We start from the raw sequence: 26,082 nt of genomic DNA, 5'->3' as shown, positions 1-26,082 counted from the left end.
GAAAAGCCGGATTGCCATCCCCATCTCTCTTGCCATGCACAGTCAGGCCGTCATTCGGCTCAAGCGAGGTAAGTAAAGTGACTACCATAGTTTCAGTTCGCCGCAACGGTCAGGTCGTCATCGGTGGCGATGGCCAGGTTTCTCTTGGCAACACCGTCATGAAGGGCAACGCCCGCAAGGTTCATCGCCTCTACAACGGCAAGGTGCTGGCAGGTTTTGCCGGCGGCACCGCCGACGCCTTCACCCTGCTCGAGCGCTTTGAAGCCAAGCTGCAGGCCCATCAGGGCAACCTGGAGCGCGCCGCCGTGGCGCTAGCCAAAGACTGGCGCACCGATCGCGCCCTGCGCCGCCTCGAGGCGCTGCTGGCCGTCGCCGACGAGCACAAATCCTTCATCATCACCGGCAACGGTGACGTGGTGCAGCCGGAACACGATCTCATCGCCATCGGCAGCGGCGGCAACTTCGCCCAGTCCGCCGCCATCGCCCTGCTGGAGAACACCGAGCTGGATGCCAAGAGCATCGTCGAGAAGTCCCTCAAGATTGCGGGCGACATCTGTGTCTTCACCAACGGCAACCACACCATCGAAGTGCTGGACTACACCGCCAAATAAGGCCGCCAGCCAAACCCCATTTTCCAAGGGGTGGGCCCTGCCCGCCCCGGATACAGGAACACCATCATGTCCGAGATGACCCCGAGAGAAATCGTCCACGAGCTGGACAGACACATCATTGGTCAAGCCGACGCCAAGCGTGCGGTGGCCGTGGCCCTGCGCAACCGCTGGCGCCGGATGCAGCTCTCCGAGGAGATGCGCCACGAGGTGACCCCGAAGAACATCCTGATGATCGGTCCGACCGGTGTCGGCAAGACCGAGATCGCCCGTCGCCTGGCCAAGCTGGCCAATGCCCCCTTCATCAAGGTTGAAGCGACCAAGTTCACCGAAGTGGGCTATGTGGGCAAGGAAGTGGACAGCATCATCCGCGATCTGACCGATGTCGCCATCAAGCTGGTGCGCGAGACCGAGATGGAAAAGATGAAATACCGCGCTGAGGAAGCCGCCGAAGAGCGCATCCTCGACGCCCTGCTGCCCAACCCGCGCAACAGCTGGGGCGAGGAAGAGAAAGCCGACAACTCCAACACCCGCCAGATCTTTCGCAAGAAACTGCGGGAAGGTCAGCTGGATGACAAGGAGATCGAGCTGGAGCTCTCCGCCTCCCCGATGGGCGTCGAGATCATGACCCCGCCGGGCATGGAAGAGATGGCCAACCAGCTGCAGGGGCTGTTCCAGAACCTGGGCCAGAACCAGAAGAAGAAGCGCAAGATCAAGGTCAAAGAGGCCATGAAGGCGCTGATCGAAGAGGAAGCCGCCCGCCTGGTCAACCCGGAAGAGCTGAAGCAGAAAGCGATCGCCTCCGTCGAGAACAACGGCATCGTCTTCCTCGACGAGATCGACAAGATCTGCAAGCGCGGCGAGAGCTCAGGCCCGGACGTTTCCCGTGAAGGGGTTCAGCGCGACCTGCTGCCGCTGGTCGAGGGCTGCACCGTCAACACCAAGCACGGCATGGTCAAGACCGACCATATCCTGTTCGTCGCCTCCGGCGCCTTCCAGATCGCCAAGCCGTCCGACCTGATCCCCGAGCTGCAGGGCCGTCTGCCGATCCGGGTCGAGCTGACCGCGCTGACCACCGAAGACTTCGAGCGGATCCTGACCGAGCCGAACGCCTCCCTGACCGATCAATACAAGGCGCTGATGGCCACCGAAGGGGTCAACATCGAGTTCACCCAGGACGGTATCCGCCGCCTGGCCGAAGCGGCCTGGCAGGTCAACGAGCGCACCGAGAACATCGGCGCCCGCCGTCTGCACACCGTGATGGAACGCCTGATGGAAGACATCTCCTACGACGCCTCCGAGAAGTCCGGCGAGACCTTTGTCATCAACACCGACTACGTCAACGCCCACCTCGGCAAGCTGATTGAAGACGAGGATTTGAGCCGCTTTATCCTGTAACAGCTTGATCGAAGACGAGGATCCGAGCGGTTTAATATCCTGCTCAACCCCGTAGCAAGACGCCTCCCCTGTGGAGGCGTCTTCGTTTTCAGCGCCCTCCCAGCTCGCAGCCTTCCCGGGTCGCATTGCCCGGCACATCGCCTTCACCTCTTCCCGCCAGCCAGAGTGCAGTCAGCAGCAGCAGAGCCGTCAGGGCGAAGGTGGCCCGCATGGCGAACGCCAGCTCGCTCGCGCTGGCGACGGCCGGATTGCCGTCTCCCGCCAGGGCGGCAAACAGGGCCCCCAGCCCCGCCGCCCCCGTCAGCTGGCCCAGATTGCGCGCCAGGGTCAGCAACCCGGCCACGGCGCCACGGGTCTGTTCGTCGGCGGCGCCGATCACCAGGCTGTTGTTGGCGGTCTGGAACAGGGCGTAACCGGCAGTCAACAGCAACACGGGCAGCAGGTATCCCATCGGGGCCCCGCTGCTGCCCAGGGTGGCCAGCACCACCACCGCCGCGCTCATCAGCAGCAAGCCCAGTCGCACCACTGTGATGGCGCCGATCCTGTCCACCAGCCAGCCGGCTGGCATCCCGCTCAGTGCCGCTAGCAGGGGTCCACCCGAGATAAGCAGCCCGCTGGTCAGCGGGCCGAGCCCGAATACCCCCTGCAGATAGAAGGGACCGATCAGCAGGGTCGCCACCATCACCCCGGCCACCAGCGTACTGGCCGCCAGAGCGCCGCGCAGCCGCCGGGTTCGCAGCAACGCCAACGGCAACAGAGGAGCGGGGGAGCCCAGTTCGCTGCGCATCAGCCAGGCGGCGGCCAGCAGCGCCCCGCCCCCAAGCCAGAGGGCCGGGACGCCTGTCGTAGTGAGAGCCAGCCCATAGCCCAGCAGCGTCACCAGCAACCACCCCAGGCTGGCCAGGTTGAGTCGTGCCCCCTGCCCGCTCGCCCCGTCATCGGGCAGACCGGCACGGGCACAGAGCAGCGCCAGCAGGCCGAAGGGTAGCAGCGCCAGGAAGGCAGCCTGCCAGCCCGCCACCTCCAGCAGCAGGCCGCCAAACGAGGGGCCCAGCGCCGTACCGCAGGCAGACAGGGTGCCGAGCAATCCCATGCTCCAGCCCCGTCTGGCCGGCGACACCAGCTGCCCCACCATGGCCAGCGACAGCGTCAGCATGCAGGCCGCACTCGCCCCCTGCAGTGCCCGGGCGACGATCAACCAGCCGATGGTCGGTGCCAGCGCGCAGAGCAGGGAGGCCAGCGCAAATCCCCCCATGCCCCAGAGCAGCAGCCGACGCCGGCCGAACCTGTCACCCAGCCGGCCGGCCACCACTGTCAGGCAGGTGAGCCCCAGCAGGTAAGCCACCAGCACCCATTGCAAGGTGGCGAAGGGCTGATGAAAGGCTGCCCCCAATGCCGGCAGCAAGATGCCGCCCATGCTGGCCGCCAGCATGGGCAACAGGGTGGCGAGGCCAAGCGCCAGCAGACCGAGACGAGGCGCCGCCAGGGGCGGGAAATGGGTTGGTGTTGACATGAGCTGGGCTCCACATAGGGGTGATGACGACAAGGCTAGTGGGGCCGGTGAGCAGGCGGAAGACGCACCAGTTGCAGCTTATCAATGCAGCGAACGCCATATGAGGGTGCCCGTTCTCGGGTATGATGAAGCTGGCCCCTCTGCTCCCACTCCGATGAAGGCATGCACATGAGCACTCCCGACCTCAACCTGCTGATCACCCTGGATGCCCTGCTGGACGAAGGCAGCGTGGCGGGCGCCGCCAGACGACTGGGCTTGAGCCCCTCCGCCATGAGCCGGGCCCTGGCAAGATTGCGGGAGACCACCGGCGACCCGCTGCTGGTACGGGCCGGCCGCGGCCTGGTGCCCACCCCTCGGGCGTTGCTGCTGCGCGAGCAGGTCGGCCGGCTGGTGCAGGAGGCAGAGAGCATGCTGAGCCCCCGGCAGGAGGTCGACCCGGCGCGGCTGGAGCGCACCTTCACCCTGCGCGCCAGCGAGGGGCTGGTGGAACTGTTCGGCGCCGCCCTGCTGAGCCGGCTCGCCGCCGAGGCCCCCGGAGTACGGCTCCACTTTCTGGCCAAGCCGGACAAGGAGAGCGGCCCCTTGCGCAGCGGCGAGCTGGATTTCGAGACCGGGGTCATCAGCGCCACCACGGCGCCCGAGCTGCGTACCCAGGCCCTGTTTCAAGACCACTTCGTCGCCGTGCTGCGCCCCGGTCATCCGCTCTGCGACGGCCCGCTCACCGCCAGCCGCTACGCCGGGGCGCGCCACGTGCTGGTGTCCCGCCGTGGCCAACCCCACAGCCCGGTCGATGAGGCGCTGGCCAAGCAGGGGCTCTCGCGCACCGTCGCCACCCTGGTGCCCGGCTTTGCCACCGCGCTGGCGCTGGTGCGCGGCAGCGATCTGGTGGCCACTGTGCCTGAACGTCATTGTGCCGCCCTGCTGGGGGATCTGGTTGTTCGTCCCCTGCCCTTCGTGCTACCAGCGATCCGGGTCGCCCTGCTCTGGCACCCCAGGCTGGACGCGGATCCGGCCCACCGCTGGCTGCGCACCCTCATTCGCGATATCTGCGCCCAGGAGCCTTACCGCCCCCTTCCCTGACGCGCCCCCGGTTCTGCTGGCTACCCATGGCTGCCGTCATCCCATGAAGGAATTTTTCACGCTTTTTGACGGTATGGGCATTTCTTTGCGGGATTAGCCAGGCAGCCCCTGCGACGCTGGCCCCGATCCCCACGCCATAACCAATTGCACCACTGGTATACCTATTTATGTATAGCTTTGAATTATCAGGAATTACCCCTGAGGAGATATATAAATAGACACTTGATTTGCATCAATCGCCCGCCCCTGCCGACTGGGTAGCCTAGCCTCAGAATGATGTTTTATTACTCCAAACTAGAGGCAATCATGAGCAAAGTCAGACTGGTCGTTGTGGGCAACGGCATGGTGGGGCACCGCTTCATCGAAGAGTTGATCGAGCGGGCCGACCCGGACCGCTACGAGATCACCGTCTTCGGTGCAGAACCCCGTCCCGCCTACGATCGCGTCCATCTCTCCTCCTACTTCTCCCACCACACCAGCGAAGATCTCTCCCTCGTCAAACCCGGTTTCTACGACAAGCACGGCATTCGGTTGCTGCTCGGTGAAGCGGTGAAAAAAATCGACAGGGCCAACCGCGAAGTGCACTCCAACAAGGGCACTGTGGTCGGTTACGACAAGCTGGTGCTGGCCACCGGCTCCTACCCCTGGGTGCCGCCCATTCAGGGCAGTCAGCACCACGAGTGCTTCGTCTACCGCACCATCGAGGATCTCAAAGCCATCCGCAGCGCGGCCAAGAGCGGCAAGAGCGGCGTGGTGATCGGGGGCGGCCTGCTTGGCCTGGAAGCCGCCGGCGCCCTCAAGGCACTGGGCCTCGAGACCCATGTGGTGGAGTTTGCCCCGGTACTGATGGCCGAGCAGCTCGACGGTCAGGGCGGCCAGCTGCTGCGCCGCAAGATCGAATCCATGGGCGTGCAGGTGCACACCAGCAAGAGCACCAGCGAGATCCTGATGCATGGCGGCGAACAGGCGAAACACCGCCTCGCCTTCGCCGACGGCAGCCTGCTTGAAGTGGACGTAGTGGTCTTCTCCACCGGCATCCGCCCGCAAGACACCCTCGGCCGCTACGGCGATCTGGCCATCGCCGAGCGCGGCGGCATCGTTATCGACGATCACTGTCTCACCTCCGACCCCGACATCTATGCCATCGGCGAGTGCGCCGCCTGGCAGGGCCGCTTCTTCGGCCTGGTGGCGCCGGGCTACAAGATGGCCCAGATCACCGTCGACCACCTGCAGGGCGGCGACAGCCACTTCGAGGGGGCCGACATGAGCGCCAAGCTCAAGCTGCTCGGCGTCTCCGTCGGCTCCATCGGCGATGCCCACGGCCGCACCCCGGGCAGCCACAGCTATGTGTTCCAGGACGACCAAGCCGGTGTCTACAAGAAGATCGTGGTGAGCGAAGACAACAGCCGCCTGCTCGGCGCCGTGCTGGTGGGTGACGTGGAGGATTACGGCAACCTGCTGCAGATGATGCTCAACGCCCTGCCGCTGCCGAGCCACCCGGACACCCTGATCCTGCCCGCCTACGCCGGGGCCAAACCGACCCTGGGGGTGGATGCCCTGCCGGAGAGCGCCCAGATCTGCTCCTGCTTCGACGTCTCCAAGGGCGACATCGCCCAGGCGGTGGCCGAGGGGCACACCACACTCGCCGCCATCAAGCAGCACACCAAGGCCGGCACCGGCTGCGGCGGCTGCGTGCCCCTCATCAGCCAGGTGCTCAACGCCGAGCTGGTGAAGCAGGGCATCGAGGTCAACAACCACCTCTGCGGCCACTTCCCCTACTCCCGTCAGGAGCTGTTCCACCTGGTCAAGGTGGAGGGGATCAAGAGCTTCGACGAGCTGCTGGCCAAGCACGGTCACGGCCATGGCTGCGAGGTGTGCAAACCGACGGTCGGCTCCATCCTCGCCTCCTGCTGGAACGACTACGTGCTGAGCCCGCTCAACACACCTCTGCAAGACACTAACGACATCTTCCTCGGCAACATGCAAAAGGACGGTACCTACTCCGTCATCCCGCGCATGGCCGGTGGCGAGGTGACCCCGGAAGGGCTGCTGGCGGTGGCCGAAGTGGCTCGCGACTACAAGCTCTACACCAAGATCACCGGCGCCCAGCGCATCGGCCTGTTCGGGGCCCAGAAGGATGATCTGCCCGCCATCTGGCGCAAGCTGCTGGCGGCGGGCTTCGAGACCGGTCAGGCCTACGCCAAGGCGCTGCGCATGGCCAAGACCTGCGTCGGCAGCACCTGGTGCCGCTTCGGCGTGCAGGACAGCGTCGGCCTTGGGGTCTTCCTAGAGAACCGCTACAAGGGCATTCGCACCCCCCACAAGATGAAGTTCGGTGTCTCCGGCTGTACCCGCGAATGTGCGGAAGCACAGGGCAAGGATGTCGGCATCATCGCCACCGACGCGGGCTGGAACCTCTATGTGGGCGGCAACGGCGGCATGAAGCCGCGCCACGCCGATCTGCTGGCGTCTGACCTCGACCGCGAGACCCTCATCAAGCTGATCGACCGCTTTATGATGTTTTACGTCACCAGCGCCGACAAACTGCAGCGCACCTCGGTCTGGCTCGGCAACCTGGAAGGGGGCGTCGACTACCTGCGCGAAGTGATCGTCGACGACAAGCTGGGACTGGCCGAGACCCTGGAGCGCGATATCCAGACCCTCATCGACAGCTACGAGTGCGAATGGTCGCGCACCCTCAACGAAGAGCAGGCGCTGCAGCGCTTCAGCCACTTCATCAACAGCGACAAGCGCGACCCGGACGTCCAGTTCGTCAGCGAGCGTGACCAGCACAGACCGGCGACCCCGGCCGAGCGCATCCCCGTCTACCAGATCGAGGTGGAGAAAAAATGATGAAATTAGCCTGCCAACTCAATGACATCCTCCCTGGAACCGGCGTCTGCGCTCTGCTCGAGGGGTATCAGATCGCCCTGTTCCGCCCGAGCGCGGCGGCCGAGGTGTTCGCCATCGACAACCGGGATCCCTTCTTCGCCGCCAACGTGCTGTCGCGGGGCCTGATCTGCGAACACGACGGTGATCTCTGGGTGGCCAGCCCGCTCAAGAAGCAGCGCTTTCGCCTGAGGGACGGCCACTGTTTCGACAACCCTGCGATGTCGGTACAGAGCTATCCCGTTGAAGTACGCGACCAGCAGGTCTGGGTCGCCGTCTAACACCATGCATATCAGGGCTGCCCGCGGGCGGCCCTCTTGAAGGAAACAAAGATGTATACCGAAACCATCAACAAGTGCGCCGCCAACGCGGCCCGCATCAACCGCTTCGAGCGCAGCGACAAGCTCGGCTTCTGGCTCAGCTCCGCCATGGCGGGGGCCTATGTGGGCCTGGGCATCATCCTCATCTTCACCCTGGGCAACCTGGTGGATCCCACCGTGCGACCGCTGGTGATGGGGGCCACCTTCGGCATCGCCCTGACCCTGGTCATCATCGCCGGCTCCGAGCTGTTCACCGGCCACACCATGTTCCTCACCTTCGGGGTGAAGACCGGCAAGATCACCATGGGTGACCTGCTGCGCATCCTGCCGCAGACCTGGGCGGGCAACCTGCTCGGCTCCGTGGTCGTGGCACTCATCTACTCCTACGGCGGCAGCCTGCTGCCGGATGCGGGCAGCCTAGCCCACAAGGTGGCGCTGGCCAAGACCCAGGCACCGGCCCTGACCCTGTTCATGAAAGGGATCCTCTGCAACTGGCTGGTCTGCCTCGCCATCTGGATGGCGCTGCGCACCGAAGGGGCCGCCCGCTTCATCGCCATCTGGTGGTGCCTGCTGGCCTTTATCGCCTCCGGCTACGAGCACTCGGTTGCCAACATGACCCTGTTCGCCCTCTCCTGGTTCGGCGCCCACTCCGACGCCTACACCCTGGACGGCATCGGTCACAACCTGCTGTGGGTGACCCTGGGCAACACCGTCTCCGGCGCCCTCTTCATGGGCCTCGGCTACTGGTATGCCACCCCCAAGGCTGAGCGCCCGGTCGCCGTGACCGACGCCGCCAACACCGCCAGCCAGACCCAAACCGCCTGATCCGGAGGCCCCATGGACTACTTGCCCATTTTTTGCCAACTCGACAACAAACCCGTGCTGCTGGTCGGCGGCGGAGAGGTAGCGGAGCGCAAGGCGCGCCTGCTGCTGGATGCCGGTGCCCAGCTCACAGTCGTGGCTCCCGAGCTAGACCCCGAGCTGGCGGAACTGGCTGCCAACGGCAGCATCGAGTGGCTGGCCGGTGAATTCGCACCGGCGCAACTGGCGGGCAAGTGGCTGGTGGTGGCCGCCACCGATCGGCGCGAGGTGAACGCCCTGGTCTACCAGAGCGCCAATCAGGCGCGGATCTTTGCCAACGTGGTGGATGACCCGAAACGCTCCAGCTTCATCATGCCGTCGATCATCGACCGCTCGCCCCTGATGGTGGCCATCTCCTCCGGCGGCAAGGCCCCGGTGCTGGCCCGGCTGCTGCGGGAAAAACTCGAAGCCCTGCTGCCTCAACATCTGGGGGCCGTGGCGGCCTTTGCCGGCAGCCTGCGGGATCGGGTCAAGACGCGCTTCGCCAGCATGGGGGAGCGGCGCCGCTTCTGGGAGCGGCTGCTCGGGGCGGATCGGCTCGGGCAAGCGCTGGCTCGGGGGGATAGCGCCTCTGCCCACCAGCTGGCCGACACCCTGTTTGCCGATGAAAGCCAGACCGGTGGCGAAGTGGTGCTGGTCGGTGCCGGCCCCGGCGATCCGGGCCTGCTCACCCTGCACGCCCTGCGCCAGATGCAGCAGGCGGATGTGGTGGTCTATGACCGGCTGGTCTCCGACGAGGTGATGGCGCTGGTGCGCCGCGACGCCAAGCGCATCTTCGTCGGCAAGCAGGCGGGCAACCACTGTGTACCTCAGGAGGGGATCAACCAGCTCCTGCTGGAGGAGGCGAAGAAGGGGCAGCGAGTGGTGCGACTGAAGGGAGGTGACCCCTTCATCTTCGGCCGCGGCGGCGAAGAGCTGGAGACACTCGTTGGTACTGGCGTTGGCTTTCAGGTAGTGCCGGGCATCACGGCGGCCAGCGGCTGCGCCGCCTACGCCGGCATTCCGCTGACCCACCGCGATCACGCCCAGAGCGTGCGCTTCGTCACCGCCCACGGCAAGGGGGGCGCCCGGGATCTCGACTGGCCGCTGCTGGCAAAAGACAAGCAGACCCTGGTGTTCTACATGGGGCTCTCATCCTGCGCCACCATCCGCGAGCAGCTGCTGGCCCACGGCAAGGGGGGCGACACCCCGGTGGCGCTGATCGAGCGCGGCACCCAGCCGAGCCAGCGGGTCATTCGCGGCACCCTCGATCAGTTGCCCGAGCTGGCCATCGGCGTCGAAAGCCCCGCCCTTATAATGGTGGGCTCGGTGGTAACCCTGGCTGACTCCCTCGCCTGGTTCGGGCAAGGGGCTGCCACGGAGAGGGCGCTGGCTTCGGCCTGATATCACCTCATATGCAAACGCCACCCAGGGGTGGCGTTTCTTTTCCTGCATTTACTGTCATAACCTCTTGTTTTGAGTCTGGTATCCTATGGGGTGTGTCAGCCGGACCACCGAATTCAGGAATTCAGTTTCATGTCTCTCCCCGCCAAGAACAACGCCAAGCAGCGTGAACAGGACAGAGCCCGCATCCTCACCCTGCTGCTCGCCGACGACGCCCTCACCGACAGCCTGCTCGACCCGCAAGGGGAGCAGGACGCCGAACTGCGGAACCAGACCAGCGAGCTCACCCGACTGGTCAACAGCCTACCCGCCGCCGATATCGCCGATGCGCTGGAGTCCCTGCCGCCGGACGAGCGCCACGTACTGTGGCAACAGGTGGATGCGGACAAGCACGGCCAGATCCTGGTGGAGGCCTCGGAGACGGTATGGGACAGCCTCATCAGCGGCATGAGCGACAAGGAGCTGCTGCATGCCCTGAGCACCCTCGACATCGACGATCAGATCTATCTGGGCCAGTACCTGCCCCGCAACCTGATGGGGCGGCTGCTCACCTCCATGGCTCCCATGGACAGGGATCGGGTGCGGGAGGTGATCCGCTACGGCAAGCACACGGTTGGCGCCATGATGGACTTCGACCTGGTGACTGTGCGTCCGGATGTGACCCTGGCTACCGTGCAACGCTACCTGCGCCTGCGCGGCCAGATCCCCGACAACACCGACAAGTTGTTCGTCATCGACCGCCGCAACCGGCTGCAGGGAGAACTGCCGCTCACGACCGTGTTGCTGCACAGACCCGAGATCCGGGTGAGCGACGTGATGGAGAAGGATCCGGTCACCTTCGATCCGGAGGACAACGATGAGGCCGCCGCCCGTACCTTCGAACGGGACGACCTGGTCTCCGCCGCCGTGGTGGATGCCAGGGGCAAACTGATGGGCCGCCTCACCGTCGCCGAGGTGGTGGATCTGGTCTATGAGGAGAGCGACACCGACCTGCGCCGGATGGGGGGGATCAGCGAAGAGGAGGACGTGTTCGCGCCCGTCTCCAAGGCGGTCAAGACTCGCTGGGCCTGGCTCGCCATCAACCTCTGCACCGCCTTCGTGGCGTCGCGGGTGATCGGCCTGTTCGAGCACACCATCTCCCAGCTGGTGGCGCTGGCGGCGCTGATGCCCATCGTCGCCGGCATCGGCGGAAACACCGGCAACCAGACCATCACCATGATAGTGCGGGCGCTGGCGCTGCAGCACATCCAGACCGGCAACGTCTCCTTCCTGCTGTGGCGCGAGCTGGGGGTGGCCCTGATCAACGGCCTGGTCTGGGGCGGCACCATGGGGGTCGCCACCTACATCCTCTATCAGGATGCGGCGCTGGGCGCCGTGATGACGCTCGCCATGATGCTCAACCTGCTGGTGGCGGCGCTGATGGGGGTCATCATCCCCATGACCATGAGCCGGCTGGGCCGCGACCCGGCGGTGGGCGCCAGCGTGATGATCACCGCCATCACCGACACCGGCGGCTTCTTCATCTTCCTGGGGCTAGCCACCCTGTTCCTGCTTTAATCCGGTCTGCAACAAAAAGGGAGCCTTCATGGCTCCCTTGTTCATTCGGTGCGGCCGCTATACCCGGTATTTGGCCACCGCCTGGTTGAGCAGCTTGGCCTGCTCGGTCAGGCCGTGACTCGATTTGGCGTTCTCCTCCGCCATCAGGCTCGACTCCTGGGCGATGTCACGGATGTTGTTGACGTTGCGGTTCACCTCGTTGGCCACCAGGCTCTGCTGCTCGATGGCGGCGGCAATCTGGGTGCTCATGTCCATGATGTGGGTGACGTCCTGGGTGATCTGCTCCAGCAGCTCACCCGCCATGCTGGCCTGCTCCGAGCTGCTGTTGCCCTGCTCGCGGCAGGTCGCCATCATGCCCACTATGTTGCCGGTCTGCTTCTGCAGCGAGCTGATGATGCCGGCGATCTCCTGGGTCGACTTCTGGGTGCGGATGGCGAGGCTGCGCACCTCGTCCGCCACCACCGCAAAGCCGCGGCCCTGATCCCCCGCCCGCGCCGCCTCAATGGCCGCGTTGAGGGCCAGCAGGTTGGTCTGCTCGGCAATGCCGCGGATCACGTCCAGCACAGAGCCGATGGTCTCGCTCTCCTGCTGCAGCTGGGCCACTTCGCGGGAGGAGTTCTCCAGGTTGTCGGCCAGGGAGCGGATCTGGCTGACGGTGTTCTCCACCGCACTGCGCCCCTCCATCGCCTTGTTGTTGGTGGTCTGGGCATTGTTGGCGGCCTGCTCGGTGTTGCGGGCAATCTCCTCTATGGTGGAGCCCATCTCGGTGGAGGCGGTCGCCACCATGTCGGTCTCCTGCAGCTGGCGAGCAGCCCCCTCGCTGGTGCGGCGAACGTTGCCTGAGAGGTGATCCGCCGCCTCGGTCAGAGTGTGCACGCTCTGCTTCACGTCGCCGATGAGGTGGCGAAAACCTCCCAGCATCACGTCCAGGTTGCTCGCCAGCTGCGCCATCTCGTCCGCCCCCTGCAGCTCGATCTTGAGGCGCAGGTCATTGTCCTGCCGGATGCGGTTGACGGTGTCGTTCACCCGCGAGATGGGGCGATCGATGCTGCGGCCCAGCAGCATGCTCATGATGCCCATCAGCACTATGATGACGCCGCCACAGACCAGCATCAGGGTGTTGAGGCGCGAGGTCTGCCGTACCAGCTCGTCGGCGATGTGCTTGTCGACCGCGGCGAACCCTTGCTCGGTCTGGTGCACCAGATCCCGCATCTGGCTGCGCAGCCCTTCCCCCTCATTCAGCCCCAGCACCTGCATTCCCTGCACCAGGGCGATGAAGTCCTGCTTGTACTGTGCGCTGGCCTGCTCCAGCTTGCCGCGTTCAGTCTCCGGCAGAGTTGCCAGCCGCTGCTGGAAATCCTTGTGCAGGGTCTGGAAGCGCTCCAGATACTGGATGTCGGAGCGCAGCATGAAATCTTTCTCCGCCCGCCGCAGCTGCAGCATGGTGATGAGCAGTCCCTGCTCATCCAGCTGCTTGAGCCCCTCCTCCACCTCGTGCACCGCCGTCCGCAGGCGACCGTAGAGTCCATCTTCCGGCCCCAGCCCGATCTTCTGCTGCTGGACCACCAGCTCGTTGAAGGCCTTGCCATAGGCCTCCATCTGCTGATCCAGCATGGTCAGCTCGCCCTGCACGGCACTCAGGTTGTCCTCCTGGCTCAGGGTCTGGTTGAGCCGGTGAAAGTCAGCCAGCACTTCATTGAAGCGGGCAACGAAGGTCGGATCCTTGCGGATCAGGAAGTCTTTCTCCGCTCGTCGCAGGTTGAGCATGGCGATCTCGAGGCTGTCCACATTGCGCTGGGCCTCGGTCAGATGGCGACTCACCTGGTTGGAGTAGAAAAACAGGCTGCTCAATACCAGCATGGCCACGGCGACCAGCGCGGTATTCAGGATCAATTTATGACGGATGAGCACGATGAACCTCTCACAAACATGGGGTGGCATGCATTGAGCTTATGCAGAAAACGTTATCCCTGTTGTTGTTCAAGGAATATTCATTGAAATGCCAGTCCCACTCCTTATACTGGATCCCACCTGTTTCCAGCGGTGGATTTGACACAATGGAATACAACACTTCAGAACTGTGCGACATCTATCAGGACATGGTGGATGTGCTCGAACCCATGCTCTGCTCCTTCGGCGGCCGCGCCTCCTTCGGCGGCGTCATCACCACAGTCAAATGCTTCGAATCGAACGGCCTGATCCGTGAACTCGTCAAAGAGAACGGCGTTGGTCGGGTACTGTTGATCGATGGCGGCGGTTCCATGCGCCGTGCCCTGATCGACAGCGAGATCGCCACCACGGCGGCGGAGAACGAGTGGGAAGGGATCGTCTGCTACGGCTGCGTGCGCGAGGTCGACATTCTGGAAGATCTGGATATCGGCATTCAGGCGCTGGCGGCCATTCCGGTGGGGGCCGACAGCAAGGACGTAGGCGAGACCGATCTGCCGGTCAACTTCGGCGGTGTCACCTTCCTGCCGGACGACCACCTCTACGCCGATACCACAGGGGTGATCCTCTCCCCCGATGCGCTCGACATCGAGTAAGCAGAGCAGAGTGAAAATGGGAGCCAAGGCTCCCATTTTTTATGCCCGCGTGCTGCCGGACGCGGACAAAAAAAGAGGGCCAGTAAAAACTGGCCCCTTAACTGGAAGCAATGTGAGCAATGTCGTGCCTTCACAAGAAGTCCATCACGTTGGAACGAATGAAGTCTTTCCCGGAAAACAAGTTAACAATAATCATTCTCATTTAACTAAGCAACCCTTATTTGCCATAAATGCAAAAAAATTGACCACCCCTCGGGGTGGTCAATGTCGTCAGGCTTGCCGTGTGGCCGTTTGCAGGCCGCTCAAACCAGCCTCACCCACCAGCTTGCGGCTGAGATAACGCAGTAGCACGCCGTAGAGCGGCACAAACAATCCCAGGCTTATCAGCAGCTTGAACACGTAGTCCACGGTTGCGATCTCGACCCAGTGTTCGGCCATGAAGGGATCCGTGCTGCGCCAGAAGGCGATGGTGAAGAAGGTGATGGTATCCACCAGATTGCCGAACAGGGTGGAGGCGGCCGGTGCCACCCACCAGGCTTTCAGCAGCCGCAGCCGGTTGAACACCACCACGTCCATGAACTGGCCCACCAGATAGGCCATAAAGCTGGCCAGGGCGATACGTGCCACGAACAGGTTGAACTCGGCCAGATTGCCAACGCCCTGGAAGCTGCCCTCGAAGAACAGCACCGACAGCGCATAGGAGATGGCCAGCGCCGGCAACATCACGGTCTGGATGATCTTGCGCGCCAGGCCGGCACCGAAGATCCGCACCGTCAGATCGGTGGCCAGAAAGATGAACGGGAAGCTGAAGGCACCCCAGGTGGTATGGAAGCCGAAAATGGTGATCGGCAGCTGCACCAGATAGTTGCTGCTGGCAATGATCAGGATGTGGAACAACGAGAGGCGCACCAGCGCCGTCTGGTGCTGAGCAGGGGTCAGATTCATATTGTGACCTTTTTGGTTAATGGGGTTAGGGAACCCATACCGCCACCATTGGCGATAATTGAGGGGCGAGATTATACGCCCCCAAATTGATAGTTCAATCTTTATGCGGTGGGTTGAGGCTGCGGCGCCTGCTCAGCCCTGATGCTGGCGGGCCAGCCAGAGCAACACCTCGGCATCGGCCGGCTGCTCCGCCGCCAGCCAGCAGCCGCTGTAGTGTTCGTACTCAAGCCGAAAGCGGCTCCCCTCGAACTCCAGCAGCCAGCTGTGACGATCGGCGCCGCACTCACGCTCGAGCGCCACCAGCTCCCACTCCTGCAACAGGGCATCGGCCAGGGTTGGAAAGCTGTCCCAGTCGAGCGCGGGGTGCACCAGCGTCACCACCCCGGCCTCCCTGTCTATCTTAGCGATACACCAGTTCATCGGCTGCTCCTCAACTGCTGCAAGAGAGCTCGCCACCGCAATACCATGCGGGGGACGGAGTGGCGAGATCCTCGTACTCGGGTTGTTCATCATAGGGATGCTGCAGGGCCGCAAACAGCCGCTCGAACGGCGCCATGTCTCCTCGCTCGGCAGCCTCGATCACCCGCTGGGCCAGCGCGTTGCGCAGCACATACTTGGGATTGACCGCATCCATCTGCCCCTTGCGCACAGCATCCTCGCTCCCCTCCCGGGAGAGGCGCGCCCGATAGGCCTCAAGCCACCCTTGCCAGGCGGCAGGGTCAGGCAGCAGGGCCAGCAGGCTGGCGGGCCAATCGCCCTGAACGGTCAGCGCCCCCAGCCGACGCAGGAACAGGTGGTAATCCACCTTGTGCGCCGCCAGCAGCCTGAACAGCTCGCGAAACAGCGCCGGATCCTCCTCTTCCCACACCGCCAGCCCCAGCTTGGCGCGCATCAGCTCGGAATAGTGCAGCATCAGCTGGTGCTCGTACTGAGCCAGGGCCGACGCCAGCGCGTCGCCATCGACGTGACCGGCCAGCGCCTGGGCCAACTTCTGCAGGTTCCAGTAGCCGACCGCCGGCTGCTGATCCAGCGCATAGCGACCACCCGGATCCGAGTGGTTGCAGACAAAGTCCGGCACATAGGCATCGATGAAGCCGTAGGGGCCGTAATCCAGGGTCAGCCCGAGCAGCGACATGTTGTCGGTGTTCATCACCCCGTGGCAGAAGCCTGCCGCCTGCCACTTGGCGATGAGCCGCGCGGTGCGGCGCACCACCTCGGCAAACAGCTCGGCCCCGTTCGCAAGCTCCTGGAAATGATGACGCAGCGCATAGTCGATAAGGGCCGGGATCTTCTCCCCCTGCCCGCTCCAGGCGAAATACTCGAAGTGACCGAAGCGCAGATGACTCGGGGCGGTGCGCAGCACAGTCGCGCCTGTCTCCACCTGTTCGCGGTAAACCGGCTCCTGGCTGCCCACCAGCACCAGTGCCCGGGTGGTGGGGATGCCGAGGGCATGCAGCGCCTCGGAGGCCAGATACTCGCGAATGCTGGATCGCAGCACGGCACGGCCATCGCCGAACCGGGAGAAAGGGGTCTTGCCCGCCCCTTTCAGGTGCAGGTCCCAGCGGCTGCCATCCGGTGCCTGCTGCTCCCCCAGCAGCAGGGCACGGCCATCGCCGAGACGCGGGCTGTAGCCGCCGAATTGGTGGCCCGCATAGACCTGGGCCACCGGCTGCATGCCGGGCAAGGGCTGGCCATGGCCACAGCAGGCCAGCCAGTCGGCCTCGCTCACCGTCCCCAGCCCCAGCTCGCCGAGCAGCGCACGGTTGAGGTGCAGCAGGCCGGGAGCATGCAATGGCTGGGGGGCAACGGGCTCGCAGGCCCAGGGCAGTTCGGTGGCAAAAGTGTTGATCAGCTTCATGGTGGTGCGGTTCGTCCCTGCGTATTCTCGTGTCACTCTTTATACCGCCGTCGGCCAGCAGTGGCTAACGGGCGATGCGCTATTTCATTTCAAGGAGAAGAAGATGCAAAGATGGTTGGGCGCCCTGCCCCTGTTGCTGTTGTTGTGGGGGCCGGCCCAGGCGGCCGATGTCGAGGCAGGCAAGACCAAGGCTGCCGTCTGCGCCGCCTGTCATGGGGTCGAAGGCAGAGCCCTTGTCCCCAACTATCCCCATCTGGCGGGACAAAACGCCGCCTATCTGGTGAAACAGCTGAAGGCTTTCAAGGATGGCCGCCGCAAGGAACCTTTGATGGTGCCCTTCATGGCCCCGCTCACCGATGCCGACATGGAGAACCTGGCGGCCTATTACGCCAGCCTGAAATAATTCACGGCGTCCGGATAATGGGCGCCTTCCCCCCTGATGTGCCACTCTCCCGGCCAGAGTCTGCCGGGTCGATGATGCTTCGCTAATCAACCCTAGCGCCGGCAGTAGTCGATGATAAGGTCCATAAAGGCTTCGCCGAAGCGCTCCAGCTTGCGGTGGCCGACGCCGTTGATCGCCAGCATTTCGTCTTCCGTCATCGGCATGAGCTGCGCCATCTCCACCAGGGTCGCGTCGTTGAACACCACGTAGGGCGGCACCTCTTCGTCCTCGGCGATCTGCTTGCGCAGGGCACGCAGCTCCTTGAACAGCCGCTTGTCGTAGTTGGCGTTGTCGAGCAGGCCGCTGCGCTTCTCCTTGCGGCTGGAGATGGGCTGCAGCCGCGGCACCGCCAGTTCCAGCTTCACCTCGCCGCGCAGCACGGGGCGGGCCGCCTCGGTCAGCTGCAACACCAGGTTGCGGGTGATGTTCTGGGTCAGCAGCCCCTTGTGGATCAGCTGGCGGATCACGCTCATCCAGTATTCGTGGCTCTGATCCTTGCCGATGCCATAGGTCGACAGCTTGTCGTGACCGTGATCCTTGATGCGCTGGTTCAGCGAACCGCGCAGCACCTCCACCACATAGCCCACCCCGAAGTTCTGCCCCACCCGCCAGACGCAGGAGAGCGCCTTCTGGGCATCTTCGGTACCGTCATAGCTCTGGGGCGGATCGAGGCAGATATCGCAGTTGCCGCACGGCTTGTCGTTGTACTCGCCGAAGTAGTTGAGCAGCACCTGACGGCGGCAGGTCTGCGCCTCGGCGAAGGCCGCCATCACGTTGAGCTTGTACTGCTCCACCTGCAGCTGCTGGGGGTTTTCGATGTTGTCGAGCAGCCGGCGCACCCGCCCGATGTCGGCGGGATCGTAGAGCAGCAGCGCCTCGGCGGGGGTGCCATCGCGGCCGGCACGGCCGGTCTCCTGATAGTAGGATTCGATGTTCTTCGGGATGTCGTAGTGCACCACGAAGCGCACGTTGGGCTTGTCGATCCCCATGCCGAACGCCACCGTCGCCACCACTATCTCGATGTCATCCTTGAGGAAGGCCTCCTGGGTCTGCTGGCGCAGTTCGAGGGGCAGGCCGGCATGATAGGGAGCTGCCTTGCAGCCGTGACGGGAGAGCCGCTCGGCCACCTCCTCCACCCGGTTGCGGCTGGAGCAGTAGACGATACCGCAGTTACCCTTCTGGCTCTGCACGTAGCGCAACAGCTGCTCGGCCGCCTTGAACTTCTCCACCAGGCTATAGCGGATATTGGGCCGGTCGAAACTGGCGGTGTGGATAAAGGGATCGTTCAGTTCCAACCGGTGCAGCATGTCGCTGCGGGTCGCCTCGTCGGCGGTGGCGGTGAGTGCCACCACGGGCACCTGGGGGAACCACTGCTTGAGCCGCCCCAGCGCCGCATACTCCGGCCGAAAATCGTGTCCCCACTGGGAGACGCAGTGCGCCTCGTCGATGGCGAACAGGCCGAGCGGCAGCTCCGCCAGCCGGTCCATGAATTCGTGCTGCAGCAGGCGTTCGGGAGAGACGTAGACGATTTTTATCTCGCCGCGCCGCATGGCGGCAAAGTTCTGGATCATCTCCTCCCGGCTCAGGGCCGAGTTGATGTAGACCGCCGCCACGCCGTTGGCGCGCAGGCTGTCCACCTGATCCTTCATCAACGAGATGAGGGGGGAGACCACCACCCCGAGCCCGGGCCGCAGCAGTGCCGGGATCTGGTAGCAGAGCGACTTGCCGCCGCCGGTGGGTTTGAGCACCAGCGCATCGCGTCCCGCCACGATCTGCTCGATGATCTCGAGCTGACCCGGCCGAAACTGCTGATAGCCGAACACCGCCTGCAACAGGGCAAGGGGGTTCTCTGGCTGAGGGTCAGGCAGGGTTTCGGCAATGACGGTCATGGGCTCTCCTTTGGGGTCGCCATTCTAAAGCAGCCGCCGCCCACAATAAACCTGCCATTGCGACTGTTAAGGAAGTGTTGCAGACTGGCTGGAGTTTTTACTCGGCTATGCCGACAGGGATTGGACTCAAGGAATGAAACAGATGCTCAAGAAGATGGCGCTCAGTGGCATTGCCAACCTGTTCGCCGAGAGGATGCCCTTCAACAAGCTGATCGGCATGCAGGTCACCCACTACGACTTCGACAAGGTGGAGCTGCGTATCAAGATGGAGGAGAAGCTGATCGGCAACCCCTTCCACAACATACTGCACGGCGGCGTCACCGCCAGCCTGCTCGACGTGGCCGGCGGCATGATAGTCGCCGCCTCCTGCATCGACGAGCTGGAAGACTTCTCCCCCAGCTACCTCAAGGAGCGCTTCTCCCGCCTCGGCACCATCGATCTGCGGGTGGACTATCTACGGCCGGGGCGCGGCAACGAGTTCATCGCCACTGCCCACATCATCCGCGCTGGCAGCAAGGTGGCCGTTGCCCGGATGGAACTGCACAACGAAGAGGGCACCCATATCGCCTTCGGTACCGGCACCTATCTGGTGGGCTGAACCCGCTCATTGCATAAAAACAGCGCTGCTAATCTGATTTTAATCATTAGAAACCTTACCCCCTCTGCCGCCACGGGGTTCATACTGAAAGTCGGGATTGTGTGCAGAGGGAGGATTGCAGGCGATGAGTGCGAAACTGGCCACCAAACCATCCAGAGCCTTGTTGAGGCAGCTCGAGTCCATGCTCGACGAGGTGCAGACACCCGAGTGTCGCCACTGGCTGGAACAGGAGCTTGAGGGATACTCTCTCTGTTCGCCCCTGCCCTGGTATCGCATCATAGCCTGTCGGCAACGCGGTCACTTCTTGGATCTGAAGACGGGAAAATACCTGACCTGTCACATCAACAGTCAAACGCTAAGCCAACGCGATCTGGCCCAGATTCAGTTCATCTATGCCCGTGAACCCGCCGCCCACTATTTGCTGCAACGCAATTCCGGTATTGAGCCCTGGCCAGAACAGCTGCTGGAAGATTATCAGGAGCAGCTGATCCCTGGCCATCTGTGCCTGCAAGCCTGGCATGAGCCCGTGTCTTCATTACGCGAACAACTGATGGAGGGAATAGAACATTTCATTAGTGAGTACCCCAAGCACGCGGCCTTGCAACCTCAACACAGCTTCAAGGCATTGCGGCATCAGCACTGGCATATCTAACAGGCGCCTGGCGCGCAAGGAGGGCACCATAGACAGAACCCAACGAGAGATTGCCACAATCTAGAGTGCCGGAGTCAGGATCAGACTCCACCCTGGGCCACCGAGCGGTGGCCCTTTTATTGTCTGGTTGTCTTGTACAGAACAACCCAACAAGAGAGGCAGCGAGACAGGGAGACAGGGAGACAGGGAGACAGGGAGACAGGGAGACAGGGAAGCATCGCATACCATCGTACGACTGCCAGCGTTGGAGCCAGCCTCTGCTTAGGCGAAAGCCAAATGCAAAAAGGCCGCTCTATTGAGCGGCCTTTTCTAAATTGGTCGGTGTGAGAGGATTCGAACCTCCGACCCCTTCGTCCCGAACGAAGTGCGCTACCAAGCTGCGCTACACACCGATGTCTGCGGGACGGGAATTTACCGAAAGCCCCGACCCGACACAAGCCTTTTTTGCATTAAAAAGGAAAAAAAGTGCTGTTCGCTCAACTATTCAGCACTCTCCCCGCCGTTTTACCGAAATGCAGCCGGACAGTGACATTTCGCTAACCCAGTCTCAGGGCAGACGAAGCGACTCTGGCCCCAGCAACCGGCGTTGCCAATCCGCAATCGTGCCGTGCTCCAGCCAGTCCGCCGCATGCTTGCGCCAGTTGGGTGAGAGGGCCGGATTTTCCAGCAGCAACAGCAGGTCCGCCTCGTTGCGCAGCTGGTTGAACAGGATGTCGGCGGTACGCTTCACCGTGAGCTCAGGGTAGGGTCTGTCCACCAGCTCCAGTCGCTCCTGCGGCATCACCATCCCCTCCTCCAGCACCCGCAGCAACCAGCCGCAGCGGCCACTGAGCTGCATCACCTGCGACATCTGGCCATAACCGAAACGCTGGTTGAGCTTGAAACAAGGCGATCTGGGCTGGCTTATCTGGATCAGCGCCTCGCCGAGTCGATAGACATCGCCGATGCAGGCCTGCATCTCGGTCAACCCGACCCCGGAGAGGTTCTCGCCGAAGGCGGCTGGCTGCCAGGGGGTACGCGGGGCCGCCAAACCCAGCGCCGTCTGCCAGTTGTGCCACCAGGGGTAGTGATCGGCGGGATAGTAGTGCAGCGCACGATCCGGGCCGCCATGGTGACGCTGGTCGCACTGTTCGTCGCCCGCGAGACCGCTGACGCCGCACCAGAGCGGTATGGTGGTGGCTTGTTTGTGGATGGCACTGACAAGACCGGGAACCAGTTCGGCACCCTGGCCGCTAAAGATGGAGATCCGCATTCTCATCCTCCGGATTGACGAGAGAATGCGGATCTTATCATGTGAGGGGTCAGGCGACTGCCTGCATCTGGGTGGTCATGGCGATCTCGGCACGGCGGCGTTTCTCCGCCTTGGCCATCAGATACCAGCTGCCGAAGGTGAACAGCGATACCGACAGCAGGATCAGGCTGGCCACCGCGTTGATCTCGGGTTTCACCCCGAGCCGCACCGCCGAGAAGACCTCCATCGGCAGCGTGGTCGAGCCAGGGCCAGAGACGAAGCTCGCCAACACCAGGTCATCCAGCGACAGGGCAAACGACATCATGCCGCCCGCTGCCAGCGAGGGGGCGATCATCGGGATGGTGATCAGGAAGAACACCTTCCAGGGTTTGGCCCCCAGATCCATGGCCGCCTCCTCGATGGAGAGATCCAGCTCCCGCAGCCGCGCCGACACCACGATCGCCACATAGGCTGTACAGAAGGTGGTGTGGGCTATCCAGATGGTCACCATGCCCCGCTCGGCAGGCCAGCCCACCAGCTGGGCCATGGCCACGAACAGCAGCAGCAAGGAGAGACCGGTGATCACCTCGGGCATCACCAGCGGCGCCGTCACCATGCCGCCGAACAGGGTCCGACCGCGGAAGTGCGGGATCCGGGTCAGCACGAAGGCCGCCACCGTCCCCAGCGCCACCGCCGAGATGGCGGTGTAGAAAGCGATCTCCAGCGAGCGCAACACGGAGCTGATCAACTGCTTGTTGTCGAGCAGGCCGAAGTACCACTTGAGCGACCAGCCCCCCCATACCGTCACCAGCTTGGAGGCGTTGAAGGAGTAGATCACCATGATGATCATGGGCAGGTAGATGAACAGCAGCCCCAGCCACAGCATCAGCTTGGCAAAACCGAAACGTCTCATCATGCCTTGCCCTCCAGCTCTTTGGCCTGGTTGCGGTTGAAGAGGGGCGATACGGGGATGATCAGCAGCATGGTCTTCATACCTTGCCCTCCAATTCTTTCGCCTGGTTACGGTTGAACAGGATGATCGGAATGATCAGCACCGCCAGCATCACCACCGCCAGCGCGGAGGCCACCGGCCAGTCGCGGTTGTTGAAGAACTCCTGCCACAGCACCTTACCTATCATCAGGGTCTCGGGGCCGCCCAGCAGCTCCGGAATGACGAACTCGCCCACCACCGGAATGAACACCAGCATGCAGCCGGCGATGATGCCGTTCTTGGAGAGCGGTACCGTGATCCGCCAGAACCGGGTCAGATTGCGGGCCCCCAGATCGGAGGCCGCCTCCAGCAGGCTCTGGTCATGCTTGACCAGGTTGGCGTAAAGCGGCAGCACCATGAACGGCAGGTAGGAGTAAACGATGCCGATGTAGACCGCCAGGTTGGTATTGAGGATCTGCAGCGGCTCGTCGATGAGGCCGATGCCCATCAACAGGCTGTTGAGCAGGCCGTTGTTGCTGAGAATGCCCATCCAGGCGTAGACCCGGATCAGGATCGCGGTCCAGGTCGGCATCATGATGAGCAGCAGCAGTACGGTCTGGGTCTCCTTGTTGGCCCGCGCAATGGAGTAGGCCATGGGATAGCCGATCAGCAGGCAGAGAATGGTGCTGACCAGGGCCATCTTGAGGGAGCCGAGATAGGCCGCAATGTAGAGCTCATCCTCTCGCAGCAGCAGGTAGTTGCCCATGTTGAGCAGTATGGTGAGCTGATTGTCCGCCCAGCTCACCACGTCGGTGTAGGGCGGGATCGCCACGTCCGCTTCGGCGAAGCTGATCTTCACGACGATAATGAAGGGCAGCAGGAAGAACAGGAACAGCCAGAAGAACGGGATGCCGATCACCAGCTGCCGCCCCCCCAACGACTTCAGTCGTTTCAATGCCATCATGATTGCAGCACCACGCCGCTGTCATCTTCCCAGTAGAGGAACACCTGGTCATCCCAGGTCGGCCGCTTGCCGTGGCGTTCGGCGTTGGCGATGAAAGCCTGAACGATTTTGCCCGAGGGCAACTGGATGTAGTAAACCGAATGACCGCCCAGATAGGCGATGTCGTAGACCTCGCCCTTGGTCCAGTTGAAGTCCGGATGCTCGATCTCCACCGGCTTTTGCAGGCTCATCAGCAGCTTTTCCGGCCGCAGGGCGTAGGTCACCTTCTTGTTCTCGGCGCGGGAGCTGATGCCATGGCCCACGTAGATGGGCTGCTCCAGATCGGCGCAGGCGATGGTGGCGTGGTCCTGCTCATCCTCCACCAGCAGGCCGTCAAACAGGTTGACGTTGCCGATGAACTCGCACACCAGCCGGCTGGCCGGGGTTTCGTAGATATCCATCGGGCTGCCGATCTGCTCGATGCAGCCCAGGTGCATGATGGCGATCCGCTCGGCCATGGTCATGGCTTCTTCCTGATCGTGGGTCACCATGACGCAGGTAACCCCGACCCGTTCGATGATCTCGACCAGCTCCAGCTGCATCTGGGAACGCAGCTTCTTGTCGAGCGCCCCCATGGGCTCATCCAGCAACAGCAGCTTGGGCCGCTTGGCCAGCGAGCGCGCCAGCGCCACCCGCTGACGCTGGCCACCGGAGAGCTGATGGGGCTTGCGGCGGGCATACTGGGTCATCTGCACCAGCTTGAGCATCTCCTCTACCCTGGCGTCGATCTCCGCCTTGGGCAGGTTATCCTGCTTGAGACCGAAGGCGATGTTCTGGGCCACCGTCATATGGGGGAACAGGGCGTAGGACTGAAACATCATGTTGATGGGACGCTCATAGGGCGGCATGTCGGTGATGTCGACGCCGTCGAGGAACAGCCGCCCCTCGGTGGGGCGCTCGAACCCCGCCAGCATCCGCAGCAGGGTCGACTTGCCGGAGCCGGACCCGCCCAGCAGGGCGAAGATCTCGCCCTTGTGGATGTTGAGGGACACGTTGTCGACCGCCAGCGTTTCATCGAACTGCTTGCTTACCCTGTCTATCTTGACCAGCACTTCTTTGCGTTGCTGGCTGCCCTCGAGGGCTTTCTTGTAGGCACTGGAGGCTATCGCCATTACCAAACTCCCAAAGGTAATACCGGCCGGGGCCGATCCATAAAACAGTCTGGCGCCCCGGGACGGGCGCCAAGGTTAGGTTCCGGACTTGATCCTGGTCCAACTCCGGGTGATCAGACGCTGCACCGCACGGGGATGTGCCTGCTGCACATAGAGCCGTTCCAGCACCGCCTGGGGTGGATAGACGGATTCGTCTTCGCGCACGCGTTTCTCCATGAACTCTCCCGCCCTGCTGTTGGGGTTGGCATATCCCACGTAGTCGCTCACCTTGGCGATGACGTCAGGCTCGAGAATGTAGTTGATGAGGGCGTGCGCCTCTTTCACGTTGGTGGCATCGGCCGGGATCGCCATCATGTCGAACCAGAGGTTGCCCCCCTCCTTCGGAATGCTGTAGGCGATCTTGATCCCCTTGCCCGCCTCCTCGGCCCTCGCCGCCGCCTGCAGGATGTCGCCGGAGAAGCCGGCCGCCACGCAGATGTTGCCATTGGCGAGATCGCCGATGTACTTGGAGGAGTGGAAGTAGGCCACGTAGGGGCGCACCTTGAGCAGCTGCTCTTCGGCACGCTTGAGGTCTGCCGGCTCATGGCTGTTGGGGTCCAGCCCCAGATAGTTGAGTGCCGCCGGGATCATCTCGTCCGCCGAATCGAGGAAGGCCACCCCGCAGTGGGAGAGCTTCTTCATGTTTTCCGGCTCGAAGATGGTCGCCCAGGAGTCGATCTTGTCGACCCCCAGCACCGCCTTGACCTTCTCGACGTTGTAACCGATGCCGTTGGTACCCCACAGATAGGGCACGGCGTATTGATGGCCCGGATCCACCTTGTCGAGCTGCTTGAGCAGCACGGGATCCAGGTTGGCCAGATTGGGCAGCAGGGCGGGATCCAGCTTCTGGAAGGCCCCCGCCTTGATCTGCTTGGCCAGGAAATTGTTGGAGGGCACGACCAGATCGTAACCGGTACGGCCGGTCAGCAGCTTGCCTTCCAGCGTCTCGTTGGAGTCAAACACGTCATAGACGGTCTTGATCCCGGTCTTCTGCTGGAAGTCACTGAGGGTGGTCTCGCCGATATAGTCGGACCAGTTGTAAAAATGAACCACAGGGGCTGCCTGGGTCAGATTTGCAAACCCCAGGGTCAGGGCCAGCGTAGCTATCTTGGTCATGTGCACTTACTCAGTCCTCTTTATGTGTGATTTGCCAGTGCGCATCCATACGCGCCGTCCAACCTGTCGGGTGGGTCACCACCCTCCCGGCCGAACTGCGGACCGGGAGGGGCA

The 26,082-nt window shown here is 63.1% G+C and carries 23 protein-coding genes and 1 tRNA gene; 12 read left to right on the top strand and 12 right to left on the bottom strand.

Features of this window, described 5'->3' with window-relative positions:
- Positions 1-77: 77 nt before the first annotated feature.
- Complete coding sequence (gene hslV, locus AB5Y94_RS12515; protein WP_017779534.1) at positions 78-611, top strand: ATP-dependent protease subunit HslV; 534 nt, start codon at positions 78-80, stop codon at positions 609-611.
- A gap of 66 nt (positions 612-677) precedes the next feature.
- Entirely contained in the window at positions 678-2,006 is a 1,329-nt protein-coding gene (gene hslU, locus AB5Y94_RS12510; protein WP_005306542.1) for an HslU--HslV peptidase ATPase subunit, read from the top strand.
- Positions 2,007-2,094: 88 nt separating this feature from the next.
- On the opposite strand, the gene AB5Y94_RS12505 is transcribed toward hslU, so the two are convergent.
- On the bottom strand, positions 2,095-3,519 hold the full coding sequence (locus tag AB5Y94_RS12505; protein ID WP_368205658.1) for an MFS transporter: 1,425 nt from the start codon (positions 3,517-3,519) through the stop codon (positions 2,095-2,097).
- A 168-nt stretch (positions 3,520-3,687) separates the two neighbouring features.
- Here AB5Y94_RS12505 and AB5Y94_RS12500 point away from each other — a divergent pair, with 168 nt between their 5' ends.
- From AB5Y94_RS12500 to mgtE, 6 genes are all read left to right on the top strand, one after another.
- Positions 3,688-4,599 (top strand): LysR family transcriptional regulator, encoded by a 912-nt coding sequence (locus AB5Y94_RS12500; protein WP_206220919.1) that lies wholly within the window; start codon positions 3,688-3,690, stop codon positions 4,597-4,599.
- Between the two features lie 306 nt (positions 4,600-4,905).
- Positions 4,906-7,452, top strand: a complete 2,547-nt coding sequence (nirB, locus tag AB5Y94_RS12495; RefSeq protein WP_368205656.1) for a nitrite reductase large subunit NirB — start codon at positions 4,906-4,908, stop codon at positions 7,450-7,452.
- Positions 7,452-7,769, top strand: a complete 318-nt coding sequence (gene nirD / locus AB5Y94_RS12490; RefSeq protein ID WP_368205654.1) for a nitrite reductase small subunit NirD — start codon at positions 7,452-7,454, stop codon at positions 7,767-7,769. The genes nirB and nirD overlap by 1 nt, the downstream gene beginning before the upstream one ends.
- 51 nt (positions 7,770-7,820) lie before the next feature.
- Complete coding sequence (nirC, locus tag AB5Y94_RS12485) at positions 7,821-8,633, top strand: nitrite transporter NirC (protein WP_368205652.1); 813 nt, start codon at positions 7,821-7,823, stop codon at positions 8,631-8,633.
- A 12-nt stretch (positions 8,634-8,645) separates the two neighbouring features.
- A complete protein-coding gene (gene cysG, locus AB5Y94_RS12480; RefSeq protein ID WP_368205651.1) occupies positions 8,646-10,052 on the top strand; it encodes a siroheme synthase CysG in 1,407 nt (468 codons plus the stop codon).
- A gap of 132 nt (positions 10,053-10,184) precedes the next feature.
- A complete protein-coding gene (gene mgtE / locus AB5Y94_RS12475; protein WP_368205649.1) occupies positions 10,185-11,609 on the top strand; it encodes a magnesium transporter in 1,425 nt (474 codons plus the stop codon).
- A 57-nt stretch (positions 11,610-11,666) separates the two neighbouring features.
- Here mgtE and AB5Y94_RS12470 read toward each other — a convergent pair whose 3' ends face one another.
- Positions 11,667-13,520: a methyl-accepting chemotaxis protein gene (locus tag AB5Y94_RS12470; protein ID WP_274181803.1), complete on the bottom strand. Its 1,854-nt coding sequence runs from the start codon at positions 13,518-13,520 to the stop codon at positions 11,667-11,669.
- Positions 13,521-13,666: 146 nt separating this feature from the next.
- Here AB5Y94_RS12470 and rraA point away from each other — a divergent pair, with 146 nt between their 5' ends.
- Complete coding sequence (rraA, locus tag AB5Y94_RS12465) at positions 13,667-14,152, top strand: ribonuclease E activity regulator RraA (RefSeq protein WP_005306574.1); 486 nt, start codon at positions 13,667-13,669, stop codon at positions 14,150-14,152.
- A gap of 270 nt (positions 14,153-14,422) precedes the next feature.
- Here the strand turns inward: rraA and AB5Y94_RS12460 are convergent, their stop codons facing one another.
- The 3 genes from AB5Y94_RS12460 to AB5Y94_RS12450 form a co-directional block, all read right to left on the bottom strand.
- Positions 14,423-15,097, bottom strand: a complete 675-nt coding sequence (locus AB5Y94_RS12460) for a 7-cyano-7-deazaguanine/7-aminomethyl-7-deazaguanine transporter (protein WP_010635778.1) — start codon at positions 15,095-15,097, stop codon at positions 14,423-14,425.
- A 132-nt stretch (positions 15,098-15,229) separates the two neighbouring features.
- Positions 15,230-15,517 (bottom strand): DUF3630 family protein, encoded by a 288-nt coding sequence (locus tag AB5Y94_RS12455; RefSeq protein WP_026141327.1) that lies wholly within the window; start codon positions 15,515-15,517, stop codon positions 15,230-15,232.
- Between the two features lie 10 nt (positions 15,518-15,527).
- On the bottom strand, positions 15,528-16,955 hold the full coding sequence (locus tag AB5Y94_RS12450; protein ID WP_368205647.1) for a YdiU family protein: 1,428 nt from the start codon (positions 16,953-16,955) through the stop codon (positions 15,528-15,530).
- Positions 16,956-17,058: 103 nt separating this feature from the next.
- Here AB5Y94_RS12450 and AB5Y94_RS12445 point away from each other — a divergent pair, with 103 nt between their 5' ends.
- The gene (locus tag AB5Y94_RS12445) at positions 17,059-17,358 is read left to right on the top strand and encodes a cytochrome c (protein WP_017764852.1); all 300 of its coding nucleotides are present in this window, start codon (positions 17,059-17,061) and stop codon (positions 17,356-17,358) included.
- A gap of 92 nt (positions 17,359-17,450) precedes the next feature.
- Here the strand turns inward: AB5Y94_RS12445 and recQ are convergent, their stop codons facing one another.
- Positions 17,451-19,286, bottom strand: coding sequence for an ATP-dependent DNA helicase RecQ (gene recQ / locus AB5Y94_RS12440; protein WP_017764853.1), 1,836 nt, complete (start codon positions 19,284-19,286; stop codon positions 17,451-17,453).
- Between the two features lie 133 nt (positions 19,287-19,419).
- Between recQ and AB5Y94_RS12435 the strand changes: the two genes are divergently transcribed.
- Positions 19,420-19,884 carry a thioesterase family protein gene (locus AB5Y94_RS12435; RefSeq protein WP_029306122.1) on the top strand — a complete coding sequence of 155 codons (465 nt, stop codon included), beginning with the start codon at positions 19,420-19,422 and terminating at the stop codon, positions 19,882-19,884.
- Between the two features lie 124 nt (positions 19,885-20,008).
- Positions 20,009-20,536 carry a hypothetical protein gene (locus AB5Y94_RS12430; RefSeq protein ID WP_005306599.1) on the top strand — a complete coding sequence of 176 codons (528 nt, stop codon included), beginning with the start codon at positions 20,009-20,011 and terminating at the stop codon, positions 20,534-20,536.
- Positions 20,537-20,851: 315 nt separating this feature from the next.
- On the opposite strand, the gene AB5Y94_RS12425 is transcribed toward AB5Y94_RS12430, so the two are convergent.
- The 6 genes from AB5Y94_RS12425 to AB5Y94_RS12400 all read right to left on the bottom strand — a co-directional run bounded on the left by AB5Y94_RS12425 (position 20,852) and on the right by AB5Y94_RS12400 (position 25,974).
- Positions 20,852-20,928: transfer RNA gene (locus AB5Y94_RS12425), tRNA-Pro, on the bottom strand.
- Positions 20,929-21,083: 155 nt separating this feature from the next.
- Positions 21,084-21,788, bottom strand: a complete 705-nt coding sequence (locus AB5Y94_RS12420) for an MOSC domain-containing protein (protein WP_368205645.1) — start codon at positions 21,786-21,788, stop codon at positions 21,084-21,086.
- Positions 21,789-21,837: 49 nt separating this feature from the next.
- Positions 21,838-22,680, bottom strand: a complete 843-nt coding sequence (locus AB5Y94_RS12415; RefSeq protein WP_005306605.1) for an ABC transporter permease subunit — start codon at positions 22,678-22,680, stop codon at positions 21,838-21,840.
- Positions 22,681-22,756: 76 nt separating this feature from the next.
- Entirely contained in the window at positions 22,757-23,662 is a 906-nt protein-coding gene (locus tag AB5Y94_RS12410) for an ABC transporter permease subunit (RefSeq protein ID WP_005306608.1), read from the bottom strand.
- On the bottom strand, positions 23,659-24,813 hold the full coding sequence (gene potA, locus AB5Y94_RS12405) for a polyamine ABC transporter ATP-binding protein (protein ID WP_005306611.1): 1,155 nt from the start codon (positions 24,811-24,813) through the stop codon (positions 23,659-23,661). Before potA ends, AB5Y94_RS12410 begins: the two co-directional genes overlap by 4 nt.
- A 75-nt stretch (positions 24,814-24,888) precedes the next feature.
- The gene (locus AB5Y94_RS12400) at positions 24,889-25,974 is read right to left on the bottom strand and encodes a polyamine ABC transporter substrate-binding protein (RefSeq protein WP_017764857.1); all 1,086 of its coding nucleotides are present in this window, start codon (positions 25,972-25,974) and stop codon (positions 24,889-24,891) included.
- Positions 25,975-26,082: the final 108 nt, after the last annotated feature.

This window comes from Aeromonas sp. s5 (assembly GCF_040907865.1).
In the GTDB taxonomy this organism is placed as follows: Bacteria; Pseudomonadota; Gammaproteobacteria; order Enterobacterales; family Aeromonadaceae; genus Aeromonas; species Aeromonas dhakensis.
Note: the sequence above shows the minus strand (reverse complement) of the source record. Positions and strands in the feature narration are given on the sequence as shown.